The 12,747-nt window shown below is 60.9% G+C and carries 12 protein-coding genes; 4 read left to right on the forward strand and 8 right to left on the reverse strand.

Annotated features, from left to right (window positions below; translation table 11 throughout):
- Window positions 1-1,382 (reverse strand): threonine ammonia-lyase, biosynthetic (gene ilvA / locus VF672_RS18565; RefSeq protein ID WP_331106014.1); only part of this gene is annotated, 1,382 nt, incomplete at its 3' end.
- 154 nt (window positions 1,383-1,536) lie between these two features.
- Here ilvA and rpiA point away from each other — a divergent pair.
- Entirely contained in the window at window positions 1,537-2,208 is a 672-nt protein-coding gene (gene rpiA / locus VF672_RS18570) for a ribose-5-phosphate isomerase RpiA (protein ID WP_331106015.1), read from the forward strand.
- Between the two features lie 123 nt (window positions 2,209-2,331).
- Here the strand turns inward: rpiA and VF672_RS18575 are convergent, their stop codons facing one another.
- The 4 genes from VF672_RS18575 to VF672_RS18590 all read right to left on the reverse strand — a co-directional run bounded on the left by VF672_RS18575 (window position 2,332) and on the right by VF672_RS18590 (window position 6,495).
- On the reverse strand, window positions 2,332-3,243 hold the full coding sequence (locus tag VF672_RS18575; protein ID WP_331106016.1) for an SdiA-regulated domain-containing protein: 912 nt from the start codon (window positions 3,241-3,243) through the stop codon (window positions 2,332-2,334).
- A gap of 140 nt (window positions 3,244-3,383) precedes the next feature.
- The gene (locus VF672_RS18580) at window positions 3,384-4,283 is read right to left on the reverse strand and encodes an SdiA-regulated domain-containing protein (protein ID WP_331106017.1); all 900 of its coding nucleotides are present in this window, start codon (window positions 4,281-4,283) and stop codon (window positions 3,384-3,386) included.
- Window positions 4,280-4,948 carry a fumarylacetoacetate hydrolase family protein gene (locus VF672_RS18585; RefSeq protein WP_331106018.1) on the reverse strand — a complete coding sequence of 223 codons (669 nt, stop codon included), beginning with the start codon at window positions 4,946-4,948 and terminating at the stop codon, window positions 4,280-4,282. Before VF672_RS18585 ends, VF672_RS18580 begins: the two co-directional genes overlap by 4 nt.
- Window positions 4,949-5,100: 152 nt before the next feature.
- On the reverse strand, window positions 5,101-6,495 hold the full coding sequence (locus VF672_RS18590; RefSeq protein WP_331106024.1) for an FAD-binding oxidoreductase: 1,395 nt from the start codon (window positions 6,493-6,495) through the stop codon (window positions 5,101-5,103).
- Window positions 6,496-6,664: 169 nt separating this feature from the next.
- On the opposite strand from VF672_RS18590, the gene serA reads away from it, so the two are divergent.
- Complete coding sequence (gene serA, locus VF672_RS18595) at window positions 6,665-7,894, forward strand: phosphoglycerate dehydrogenase (RefSeq protein ID WP_331106019.1); 1,230 nt, start codon at window positions 6,665-6,667, stop codon at window positions 7,892-7,894.
- Between the two features lie 111 nt (window positions 7,895-8,005).
- Here the strand turns inward: serA and VF672_RS18600 are convergent, their stop codons facing one another.
- Window positions 8,006-8,443: a DUF4399 domain-containing protein gene (locus VF672_RS18600; protein WP_331106020.1), complete on the reverse strand. Its 438-nt coding sequence runs from the start codon at window positions 8,441-8,443 to the stop codon at window positions 8,006-8,008.
- 336 nt (window positions 8,444-8,779) lie between these two features.
- On the reverse strand, window positions 8,780-9,418 hold the full coding sequence (locus VF672_RS18605; RefSeq protein ID WP_331106025.1) for a 2OG-Fe(II) oxygenase: 639 nt from the start codon (window positions 9,416-9,418) through the stop codon (window positions 8,780-8,782).
- A 196-nt stretch (window positions 9,419-9,614) separates the two neighbouring features.
- On the opposite strand from VF672_RS18605, the gene VF672_RS18610 reads away from it, so the two are divergent.
- On the forward strand, window positions 9,615-10,355 hold the full coding sequence (locus VF672_RS18610) for a DUF2059 domain-containing protein (protein ID WP_331106021.1): 741 nt from the start codon (window positions 9,615-9,617) through the stop codon (window positions 10,353-10,355).
- A 142-nt stretch (window positions 10,356-10,497) separates the two neighbouring features.
- On the opposite strand, the gene VF672_RS18615 is transcribed toward VF672_RS18610, so the two are convergent.
- The gene (locus VF672_RS18615) at window positions 10,498-11,439 is read right to left on the reverse strand and encodes an alpha/beta hydrolase (RefSeq protein ID WP_331106022.1); all 942 of its coding nucleotides are present in this window, start codon (window positions 11,437-11,439) and stop codon (window positions 10,498-10,500) included.
- Window positions 11,440-11,602: 163 nt separating this feature from the next.
- On the opposite strand from VF672_RS18615, the gene VF672_RS18620 reads away from it, so the two are divergent.
- Window positions 11,603-12,747 (forward strand): penicillin acylase family protein (locus tag VF672_RS18620; protein ID WP_331106023.1); only part of this gene is annotated, 1,145 nt, incomplete at its 3' end.

A 12,747-nucleotide genomic window follows, 5' to 3' on the forward strand; every position in this document is an offset into this window, starting at 1 on the left:
GCCGCGCCGTGGTTGCGGTAATGAAACATCGAGATATTCCATTTCCCGCCCAGCTTGTTCAGGAAGTTGAACAGCGCGCCTGGCCGCTCGGGAAACTCAAAACGCAGCACCACCTCGTCGTTGACCCGCTCCGAATGCCCGCCGACCATGTGCCGCAGGTGCAACTTGGCCAGTTCGTTGTCGGTCAGGTCGAGGACCGGAAAACCCTGCTCGGTCAGGCTGGCAATCAAGGCTTTGCGCGGGTCGGTGTCCGGGTGGGTCTGCACGCCGACAAAGATGTGCGCCTCGCGGTCGGTGTGGTAGCGGTAGTTGAATTCGGTGATCTGGCGCTTGCCAATGGCCTCGCAGAAGGCCTTGAAGCTGCCCGGTTGCTCCGGGATGGTCACGGCAATGATTGCCTCGCGGCCTTCGCCCAGTTCGGCGCGCTCTGCCACGTGGCGCAGGCGGTCGAAATTCACGTTGGCGCCGGAGTCGATGGCGACGAAGGTCTGCCCGGTGACTTCGTATTGCTCGGTGTACTTCTTGATCCCCGCCACGCCCAACGCGCCTGCAGGCTCGGTGATCGAGCGGGTGTCGTCGTAGATGTCCTTGATCGCCGCGCAGATTTCATCGGTGCTGACGGTAATGACTTCGTCGACGTAGTCCTTGCAGATATCGAAGGTGTACTGGCCGATTTGCGCCACCGCCACGCCGTCGGCGAACAGCCCGACTTGCGGCAACACCACCCGTTCGCCGTAGGCCATGGCCTGCTGCAGGCAATTTGAGTCGTCAGGCTCGACACCGATCACCTTGATGTCCGGGCGCAGGTATTTCACGTACGCCGCAATGCCGGCGATCAGCCCGCCGCCACCCACCGGCACGAAGATCGCGTCCAGCGGGCCCTGATGCTGACGCAGAATTTCCATCGCCACGGTGCCTTGCCCTGCAATGGTGTCAGGGTCGTCGTACGGGTGGACATAGACGTAGCCGTGTTCTTCAACCAGCTTCAGCGAATACGCCAGCGCTTCGGGAAACGAGTCGCCATGCAGTACGACTTTTCCGCCCCGGGAGCGCACACCTTCGACCTTGATCTCCGGCGTGGTCTTCGGCATTACGATGGTCGCCGACACACCGAGGGTCTTCGCTGCCAGCGCCAGACCTTGGGCATGATTGCCCGCCGATGCCGTCACCACGCCCCGCGCCAGTTCCTCAGGGCTCAACTGCGCCAGCTTGTTGTACGCGCCACGAATCTTGAAGGAGAACACCGGCTGCAGGTCCTCGCGCTTGAGCAGGACCTGGTTGCCCAGGCGCTGGGACAGCTGGCGGGCGGCGTGCAGCGGAGTTTCCACCGCAACGTCGTAGACGCGAGAGGTGAGGATCTTTTTGACGTAGTGCTCGAGCATCGGGGAAGGATCACTGGCGAAGGGGCAAGACCCGGAAGTCTACCCCTCACCCCGACGCACGACCACATCAAGACTCAGGCTTTGACGACGGCATGTCGTTATACTGCCGGCCCTCGGACATATCGCTATTTCCTGTAACCGGAGCCCACCTCGCATGACCCAGGATCAACTCAAACAGGCCGTTGCCCAGGCCGCGGTCGATTTCATCCTTCCGAAACTCGACGACAAAAGCATCGTGGGCGTGGGCACCGGCTCCACTGCCAATTGCTTCATCGACGCACTGGCGCAGCATAAAGGCGCGTTCGACGGCGCAGTCGCAAGCTCCGACGCAACGGCTGCGCGCCTCAAGGGCCATGGCATTCCGGTGTATGAGCTGAACACGGTCAGCGATCTGGAGTTTTATGTCGACGGCGCCGATGAAAGCGACGAGCACCTGAACCTGATCAAAGGCGGCGGCGCGGCCCTGACCCGGGAAAAGATCGTCGCTGCCGTGGCCAAAACCTTCATTTGTATCGCTGACGCCAGCAAGCTGGTGCCGGTGCTGGGCGCGTTCCCTCTGCCGGTCGAAGTAATCCCGATGGCCCGCAGCCACGTGGCCCGTCAGTTGGTGAAGCTGGGCGGCGATCCGGTGTACCGCGACGGTGTGCTGACCGACAACGGCAACATCATCCTCGATGTCCACAACATGAACATCACCGACCCGGTGCAAGTCGAGGCGCAGATCAACAACATCGTCGGCGTCGTCACCAACGGCCTGTTCGCGGCACGCCCGGCGGATCTGCTGTTGCTGGGCACCCAGGAAGGCGTGAAAAGCCTCAAGCGCTGATCACTACCGAGCATTCAGTAATGTTCTCTGGTGACCGGGAGTACGTCTTCGCGAGCGAGCTTGCTCCCACAGATTTCCGCAGTTGGGCTAACCCTCGCTAGATCCCGGCACGCCAGCGCCGGGTTAGGGCTTCTTGAACACATAAAACAGATTCGGCTCGCTCACGACGTACAACGTGCCGTCGTCGCCCATGGCGATGCCTTCGGCCTGGGGCACGCTTTTGCTCAGGCCCATGCTGCCCTTGGTCAGCGACACGTTGGCGACCGGCCTTCCTTCAGTGTCCAGCTCGAGAATCTGCCGCGACTCATCCGACAGCGCCAGCAGATGCCCGCTGCGCTCATCGAACTGCAGGCTGGAAAGGTCGCGAACAAACAGCCCGGCATCGCGCTGCTTGCTCGACGTCACTTCAAGCACATTGGGGGAGTCGGTGCCCGCGTCAGGAAAGCCGCGCACTTCGATGATCTGCACCGGCCGCCGCTCTTTGGCGACGAACAGCCGGCGCCCCTGATTATCGTAAGCCAGGCCTTCGAAGCCGTTATTGCCGCCAGCGTCTATGCCCAGAGTCAGCTGCTCGGCATCGGCGGCATCAAGGAAAGTGGTGTCGTCATCCACATGGACCTTGATCAGGCGCTGACTGTGCTCGTCGCTGATGACGTAAATGCCGGGGCTGATGTATTCGACCGCTTCGGCATCACCAAAACCGGTCAACGGAATCCGTCTCAGGACTCGCCCTTCAAGGCTCAGCTCGACCAGCTCGGGGTTTTTGTTGGTGACGGTGAAGAGGGTCTTGCGCTGCGGATCGAAACTGAGCGCCGAGACATTCTTCTCCAGTCCGATGATGGCTTGTGCCTCAATCTTCACCTCGTACGCGTCGAGCCCCAAGGCCTGGGCGTCGCTCGACTGCCAAAACACGTACCAGTTGAACCACAGCCGCTCGATGACCCGATATTCGCGCGCCACGAAAAACGAGGCGGTCAGTATTAGCAGGACAAGCAAGGTGAGCACGACGCTCTGAAACGGGGACACACGACGCATGCAGGGGCTCGACTTCAGTGGGGCGGCTTTGATAGCACCGTATTCTGAAGCCAAACTGAAAGCGATGTGACATCTCGTTCCGGTTGTTTTGCGGCAGCATCGCGAACCGGGAAGACGATTGCGCCGAAGCCGACCCGGCGTTACTGCCGCTTGAAGGTGTAAAACAGGTTGGGTTCACTGACCATGTAAATGGTGCCGTTCTCGTCCATCGCCACTCCTTCGGCGCGCGGGATGGTTTGGCTCAGACCGTTGAAACCGTGCAGCAACATCATGAAGCTGACCGGATTGCCCTTGCCGTCCAGCTCCAGCAGCATGTGCGACTCGGCGGACAGCACCAGCAGATGCCCGGTCTTCTGGTCCGCATACAGGGACGACAAATTGCGCACAATCAGGTTGTCGTTGATCAGCTTGCGCTTCTCGCCTTTCACCTCAGTACTGCCGTCGGCTTGCCAGCTGTACAACGCTGGCGGGCGCTCTTCGCCGAGCAGGAACTGCTGATCGCGCGGGTCCCAGGCAATGCCTTCGAAGGCTTTGTTCTGGTCCTTCGACGGCCCGAGGTCGTACTTGGGGAAGTCAGCGAGGTTCAGGGTTTTGGTTTCAGGGGTGACGTGGACGATGGTCATCAAGTGCTGGCGCTCATCGACGATGGCTATCAGCCCCTTCCCCAGAACGGCAACGCCCTCGGGGTTACCCCAGCCTTGTAGCGGGATCTTGCGAATCACGTCGCCGGCCAGCGTCAGCTCGGACAGGAACGGGTTTTTGCCCATCACCGAGTACAACGTTTTGCTTGCCGGGTCGTAGGACAGATCCGAAGCCTCGTCCTTTTCCATGCCTGCGAGGGGCTTGGCGTCGATGTCGACCTTGTAGTCCGGCAGCCAGATGCCCGCCGCCCGCTCGGCCGGCGTAACGTTGCGCTCGCGCAGCCATAACAGACCGCGATCATCCCAGTGCCAGGCGTAGGAAAGACCGGCAAGAATCACCACCGCCGCAACGAGCAGCGACCACCAGCGAAAACGCAGACGGCTTTTACGGTGTGTCATCCGCGAACGTCGCTTTCGAAACGGCTCTGGCCTGTCAGCTCCAGCACAATCTCATCGCCGACGCTGAAGGGCCCTACACCGGCGGGCGTGCCGGTCATGATCAGGTCGCCGGCCTGCAGCGAGAACTGCGACGCCATGTGCTGGATCATCGGGACGATCGGGTTGAGCATCTGGCTGCTGTTGCCGTCCTGGCGGACTTCACCGTTGATGGTCAGGCGGATGGCGATGTCGGTCAGATCAGGATAAACGTCAGCCGACACGAACGGCGCGATGACCGCCGCACCGTCGAACGACTTGGCAATTTCCCACGGCAGGCCTTTCTCTTTGAGCTTCGACTGCACGTCGCGCAGCGTCAGGTCCAGGCCCGGCGCAAACCCGGAAATCGCGTCGAGGACTTCTTCGCGGCTCGGGCTCTTGCTCAGCGGCTTGCCAATCAGCACGACGATCTCGGCTTCGTAGTGCACCGAACCGCGTTCCTGAGGAATGCTGAAACCACCCTCGATCCCGACCACGCAGCTGCCCGGCTTGATGAACAGCAGCGGTTCGGTGGGTACAGGGTTGTCCAGCTCCTTGGCGTGCTCGGCGTAATTGCGGCCGATGCAGACGACCTTCCCAAGTGGAAAGTGAACCTTGGTGCCGTCCACGTACTTGTGCTGATAGCTCATGAGCGCTCCTGAAATGCGTGTTGTGTCAGTCGACATTTCATATCTGACCGACCGAGTTCGCCAGCAAGCCGGCTCCTACAGATTTGCGCCCTGCCGAAACCATTAAACGGCGTGAGGCGCATCGCTGATGTTATTCGACAGTGAACGCCGCTTTACACCGCAAAGATCTTGCCCGGGTTCATGATGCCGTTCGGGTCAAACACCGCTTTGACGGCCTTCATGTATTCGATTTCCACCGGCGACCGGCTGTAGTGCAGATAGTCACGCTTGGTCATGCCCACGCCGTGTTCTGCGGAAATCGAGCCGTTGTACTTCTGGACGATCTCGAACACCCATTTGTTCACCGTCGCGCACTTGGCAAAGAACTCATCCTTGCTCAGGTTTTCCGGCTTGAGAATGTTCAGGTGCAGGTTGCCGTCGCCGATGTGACCGAACCAGACGATTTCGAAATCCGGGTAATGCTGGCCGACGATCGCGTCGACTTCCGCGAGAAACGCCGGGACCTTCGAAACAGTGACCGAGATGTCGTTCTTGTACGGCGTGAAATGGGAGATGGTTTCGGAGATGTATTCGCGCAGCTTCCACAGGTTGTGCAGTTGCTGTTCGCTCTGGCTCATTACTCCGTCCAGCACCCAGCCCTGCTCGACGCAGTGCTCGAAGGTTTCCAGCGCGTGGTTGGCCACTTCTTCGGTGGTCGCCTCGAATTCCAGCAGCGCGTAGAAGGGGCACTCGGTTTCGAACGGGGACGGTACGTCACCGCGCGCCATGACCTTGGCCAGCGCTTTGTCCGAGAAGAATTCGAATGCAGTCAGATCGAGTTTGCTCTGAAACGCGTGCAGCACCGGCATGATCGCGTTGAAATCGGTGGTACCTAGCACCATCGCGGTGAGGTTCTTCGGCGCGCGGTCCAGACGCATGGTCGCCTCGACCACAAACCCCAGCGTTCCTTCGGCGCCAATGAACAGCTGGCGCATGTCGTAGCCGGTGGCGTTTTTGATGAGGTCTTTGTTCAGCTCGAGCAGGTCGCCTTTGCCGGTGACGACTTTAAGGCCGGCGACCCAGTTGCGGGTCATGCCGTAGCGAATCACTTTGATCCCGCCGGCGTTGGTGCCGATGTTGCCGCCGATATTGCTGGAGCCTGACGACGCGAAGTCCACCGGGTAATACAAGCCGTTTTCTTCGGCGAGGTTCTGCAACTGTTTGGTGACCACACCCGGCTGACAGATGGCGGTGCGATCGGTCAGGTTGAGTTCGAGCACCTGGTTCATGTAATCGAACGAGACAACCACCTCACCGTTGGCGGCGACGGCAGCGGCCGACAACCCGGTACGGCCGCCCGAAGGGACCAGTGCAACCTTGCGCTCGTTGGCCCAGCGAACGATGGCCTGAACCTGCTCAGTGGTCTTGGGGAAGACGATGGCCGTGGGCGCCGGGGCGAAATGTTTGGTCCAGTCCTTGCCGTAGGCTTCGAGGGAATCGGCGTCGGTCAGGACCTTGCCAGGCTCAACCAGGGTCTTCAGCTCATCTATCAGCGCAGGATGGGTCATCAACAGAACTCTCGAACAATTCATGGTCATCCTGAGAACGGCTCACGTCCAGGAATGGGGTGTTTCGCGGGGTGCATATGCTAGCATACGCCCCCCGCCAATCGAGCTTTCAGCCGATTGGCGCGCGCTTCACTTACTGCCATTTTCTTCGGGACACAGGTTTACGCAGATGAGCAAGACTTCCCTCGACAAGAGCAAGATCAAGTTCCTTCTTCTCGAAGGCGTCCACCAGTCCGCGGTCGACGTCCTCAAGGCCGCCGGTTACACCAGCATCGAGTACCACACCAAGTCTCTGCCGGAAGCCGAACTGAAGGAAAAGATTGCCGACGCTCACTTCATCGGTATTCGTTCCCGCACTCAGCTGACTGAAGAACTGTTCGACTGCGCCAAGAAGCTCGTGGCGGTCGGCTGTTTCTGCATCGGCACCAACCAGGTTGACCTGAACGCAGCCCGCGAGCGCGGCATCGCTGTGTTCAACGCCCCTTACTCCAACACCCGCTCGGTGGCGGAGCTGGTGCTGGCCGAGGCCATCCTGCTGCTGCGCGGTATCCCGGAGAAGAACGCTTCCTGCCATCGTGGCGGCTGGATCAAAAGCGCGGCCAACTCTTTCGAGATTCGTGGCAAGAAGCTCGGCATCATTGGTTACGGCTCGATCGGCACTCAGTTGTCGGTGCTGGCTGAAGGCCTGGGCATGCAGGTTTACTTCTACGACACGCTGACCAAGCTGCCGCTGGGCAACGCCACTCAGGTATCGAGCCTGAACGAGCTGCTGGGCATGTCCGACATCGTCACCCTGCACGTTCCGGAAACCAACGAAACCCAGTGGATGATCGGCGAGAAAGAAATCCGCACGATGAAGAAGGGCGCCATCCTGATCAACGCGGCACGCGGCACGGTGGTTGAACTCGACGCCCTGGCTGATGCGATCAAGGATAAGCACTTGATTGGCGCGGCCATCGATGTGTTTCCGGTCGAACCCCGCTCCAACGACGACGAGTTCGAAAGCCCTCTGCGTGGCCTGGATAACGTCATCCTGACCCCGCACATCGGCGGCTCGACGGCTGAAGCGCAGGCCAACATCGGTCTGGAAGTGGCAGAGAAACTGGTCAAGTACAGCGATAACGGTACCTCTGTCTCCTCGGTCAACTTCCCGGAAGTTGCCCTGCCGGCTCACCCTGGCAAGCACCGCTTGCTGCACATCCACGAGAACATCCCGGGCGTGCTGATGGAGATCAACAAGGTCTTCGCCGAGAACGGCATCAACATCTCCGGTCAGTTCCTGCAGACCAACGAGAAGGTCGGTTACGTGGTGATCGACGTCGATGCCGAGTACTCCGATCTGGCGCAAGAGAAACTGCAACACATCAAGGGCACCATCCGCAGCCGCGTCCTGTTCTAAGACGATGGGTTGAAGATGATAAAAAAGGAGACCTTCGGGTCTCCTTTTTTTGTCCGCGAATCGCTGACACGCTGGCGATGGTTGTCCACCAATCGCCCAATGCACGGCGCGTTATTTCACCGTAATGGTGATCTTCTGCGACTCGACCGGCGGGTTCAGCGGAACGTGGTTCTTGTCGCCGACCAGCAACTGCAGCGTGTGCTGACCCGGCGTCAGGTTCAGCTCGGTTTCGGTCTGGCCTTTGCCGAAGTGGCGGATGTTGTCGGTGGTGGGCAACGGCGCAGTCATGTCGGGCTGATCCTTGACGTCGATCAACAGGTGGTGATGACCGGTGTCCGGAACGTCGACGCCGGCCGGGGCAACACCCATGCCCTTGAGGCCGAACTGCACCTTGAATGCGCCATTGACGGTCGCGCCGTCCTTCGGCGATATGATGTACACCTCGGCGCCTGCAGGGGCTGCCGTGCGTGGCATGTCGGCGGCCTGAGCCAGGAAGCTCGCGCCCAGTAACAGTCCGGTCAGGGCAGTTCCAGCAAATAACGTTTTCATGATTTCTCCGTCTTTATTGATGGGCGGCTGGAGTGTTAGGCGTCAAACCTGTGTCACCTCGACACCCAACCGCCAGTAACGCGCTTTACCTTAGCTGCGGTTAGCCGCGAAGTGTTTCGCTGAGTGGAAGGATGTAGAAGATTTCATCTTGGACCGAAGCGGTGCCAGGCAGCAACCACACCCTCTGTGGGAGTGAGCTTGCTCACGAAGAGGCCAGGGCATTCAGCTACTTTCTCTGGTAGACGGGAAGTAAGCCTTCGCGAGCAAGCTCGCTCCCACGGAATCGAGGTCGGCTTGCGATCTCTGATTGCTGCCGGACTTGCGGGAATAGGCCTGCTACAACTCGAACGGTTCGTTTCCGCGTCGCCTGAACCATCCGGTCAACGACAGGCGTTCGCGGGTCGAGGGCATGACTTCGTGGGGCATGTCGCCGGACAGGAAAACCACAAGGCAGCCACCGGTGGGCTGCACGTCGTACTCGACGCCATCCTTGAGGTACATCCGCAACTGGCCGCCGTGCTCCGGCAACCAGCCATCATTCAGATAGACGACCGCAGAGACCATTCTTTTATCGTCATCGCGAAAGCGATCCACGTGCTTGCGATAAAAGGCCCCCGGCGGATAGAGCGCGAAGTGACTCTCATAGTCCTCAAGGCCCAGAAACAAGCCTCGGTTCAGCGCCTGGCGCAGGCTGTCCATAAGGTCCAGATAGCGGTCGCATGGCTCGGCCTGCCCCGCTTCCAGCCACTGAATATGATCGCCGCGAATCCCCTCCCGAACCTCCTGCGCCGGTCCGCGCCCCACTGCAGCGGGCGCGAGTTCGCCCTGGACAGCGCGTGTGCGGCACTCAAGCGCCAGCTCGCGGGTCAGGGTGTCGGGCAGGAAGATGTTCTGCTGCGACCAGCCGCGCTCGGCCAGGTCGTCGACGATTCGCAACAGCAGCGGGTGATCAGGGGATATGCGCATGGCGCGCATAGTATCCATACGCCGATTAATCCGACAGGGCCTGCAATGCGGCGAATGAGGAATATTTTTAGCCGGTGCGAGGACGCCCGGCGGTTTTGCCTGATTGCCTGTCGAACCCTCGATTTTTACGGGGGTCTGGCAAGTGTTAACTCGACAAATCCCCGCTGCCCCACCGAGAATGGCGGCCTGCCGACAGGAGTCTCTAATGCGCCGTCTGTTTTTCCTGCTGTTGATGTTCTGCACTTTGCCCGCCTGGGCAGACGGCCACGATCAGCTGTACAAGCTCGCCGGCTGGCCGGAACAACGCGCTCACTTTGTCGATGCCCTCAAGGCCGCTCAGCAGCGTTACCGCAACAGCCTTCCGCCGGCCGTATTCGATGCTCTGGTCAGCAACAGCAATCAGCGCTTCGCGCCGCAGGCGATGGACCTGCGAGCGGAGCAGACGCTGCGCCAGACCCTGCAGGACCCGAACCCTGCGCTGCAGTTTTTCCAGTCGCCGCTGGGCCGCAAGATCGTCAATGCCGAGCTGACTGCCACGCGTCCAGACCAACTGGCCAAAAACGCTCAGGGCCTGCCGCACATCGAGGCGGACGATAACCGTCTGCTGATCATCGGCCACCTCGCCAACGCCCTCCCCGCCAAGGAAGCGGGCGCGGAGGTCAGCCTTGCGATTGCCGGCGTTGCCGCCGACAGCCTCAGTTCAATGATTCCAGGCCTGATGGGCGGCGCAACGACCCAGGCCATGCTTGACGGCCAACGCCAGCGGCTCATGGGGCAAATCGGCAAGGACGTGAACAACACGCTGCTTTACGTGTACCGCGACCTGTCGGACGGCGAGCTGGACGAATTCGCGACCTTCGCTGAGTCAAACGAGGGCAGGGCTTATTACAAGGCTGCGCTGGCCTCGGTTCGCGCGGGATTGGCGGTCGGGCAGACTGTCAAATGACGTCAGTGGGACCGGCCTCAGCCGGGAAGGGTACTGTTTGAACACCCTCATTCTTTCGGTGTGACGACTTAAGCCTCCCGGCTAAAGCCGGTCCCACTGGGTTCATGCGGTCAGTTAGGAGGCCTGCCCTGCCCTTCGAGCCCTACCCTATCCGCTGCGTCAGGAACTCAAAAAACCGCGCGCGCAACTCGGGTGACTCGTTCACCAAGTGGTGCCGCGCTTCGTGCAGCATGAAAATCTGCGGCTGATCGAACTTGTCCTTGAGCACCGCGAGATTGTGTTTCCAGTCCACGGTCATGTCCGACTCGCCCTGCACGATCAGCGGGCGGCGACGGCTGCGCGGTGCGCGTTCGATGCGCTCGACCCACTTGGCAAGCGCGCCGACCCAGACCGTTGGCAGGCGTCGGGGCTGCAGCGGGTCCGCCAGCAGGAACGGCAGGAAGGTCGGGGCGTTAGAGTTTTCGCTGAACCGCCGGTCAATGGCTTTGACGAAGCCGCGCAGCAGGTAATAGCTGAACTTCGACAGGGCCCAGCCACGCGGCCGCACCAACGGCGCCAGCAGGATGGTCTGACCCTGCGCCGGGCTGGCGTCGCCGTGATGAAGCAAATGGTCGATCACAATGGCGCCGCCGGTGCTTTGTCCGCACAGGTGCCAAGGCTGGGGCAGCCTGAGGGTGTCAGCTTCGACAAACAGTCGGTCCAGCACCGCCTGATACTCCGCGAAGTCAGTAATGCTCGCCCGCGCCCCACTGGACAGCCCATGGCCCGGCAAGTCGCAGGTCATCACTGCCAGCCTGAGCCCAACTGCCCAGTCGATGACGTGACGATACAGCCCGACGTGATCGTAAAAGCCGTGCATCAGTACTAGCGTGCCCACGGGCTGCTCCGGCATCCAGAGCTGCGCGACGATGTCGTACCCGCCGACTTCAAAGCGCCCGATTCGACTGTGGATCGAGCCATTCGGGCCGAGCGCGTTCAGGCCATAGAAACGCTGATAGGCCTGCGCCTCTTCAGACAGCTTTTGCGACACGCTCAGCGGCGAAAGCTCAGCACGCAGGTGATCGGGGTCGAACGTGTCTGACATCAGAATTCCAGATTGATGTGGGTAGGAAGCGGCCGTATGGAAGTGTCATCTGTCCGCTGCGGCGTGGCAAGTTACGCCGCCTAAATCCCTGACCGGTCCGTCTACCCAGTCGCGACACAAATCTGTAGCCTGCAAACCCTTCCGATTCTCATTTGAGCCCCCGATGAAACGCAGCCTTTACGTCATCGTCGCAGTGTTAGTGCTCATCGGGGGCGCGGGCGCCTGGTACCTCCACGGCAAGCAGCCGGCACGTGAGGGCGAGATGAGTCTGCCGGGGCTGCATGCCGCGGTCAGCGTGCATTATGACGAGCGCGGCGTGCCGCACATTCGTGCCGAAAACCAGGACGATCTGTACCGCGCCCTGGGCTACGTTCATGCGCAGGACCGCCTGTTCCAGATGGAAATCCTGCGCCGGCTGGCGCGCGGCGAGCTGGCGGAAGTCCTCGGCCCCAAGCTGGTCAGCACCGACAAGCTGTTCCGCAGCCTGCGCATCCGCGAGCACGCCGATGCCTACGTCGCGCGCCAGGATAAAAACACGCCAGCGTGGAAAGCGCTGCAAGCCTACCTGGACGGCATCAATCATTATCAAGCGACGCATCCGAAACCGATCGAGTTCGACGTGCTGGGCATTCGCGAGCGGCCGTTCACGGCGCAAGACACGCTCAGCGTCGGCGGCTATCTGGCCTACAGCTTCGCAGCTGCCTTTCGCACTGAACCGTTGATGACCTATGTGCGGGATCAACTGGGCCCGGAATACTTGAAGGTTTTCGACCTCGACTGGCAGCCACGCGGCGCGCTAGGCCAATCATCTGCGCCGGCGCTGAGCCGCGCGGACTGGAAAGGCCTCAACGATCTGGCGCTGCTGAGCCAACAAGCGCTTGAGAAGGCCGGCCTGCCGCAGTTCGAGGGCAGCAATGCGTGGGCGGTTTCCGGCAGCCGCACCCAAAGTGGCAAGCCACTGCTGGCGGGTGACCCGCACATTCGTTTCTCGGTGCCGGCGGTCTGGTACGAAGCGCAGCTCACGGCCCCGGGTTTCGAGCTGTATGGGCATTTCCAGGCGCTCAACCCGTTCGCGCTGCTCGGCCACAACCTGGATTTCGGCTGGAGCCTGACCATGTTCCAAAATGATGATCTGGACCTGATCGCGGAAAAGACCAACCCCGAAAACCCCAATCAAGTCTGGTACCACGGCGCCTGGGTGGACATGACGTCACGCACCGAGCAGATCGACGTCAAAGGCGAACCACCCGTGACGCTCACCCTTCGGCAGTCGCCCCACGGCCCGATCGTCAACGACGCGCTGGGCGC

The sequence above is a fragment of the Pseudomonas sp. genome, assembly GCF_036387035.1.
In the GTDB taxonomy this organism is placed as follows: Bacteria; Pseudomonadota; Gammaproteobacteria; order Pseudomonadales; family Pseudomonadaceae; genus Aquipseudomonas.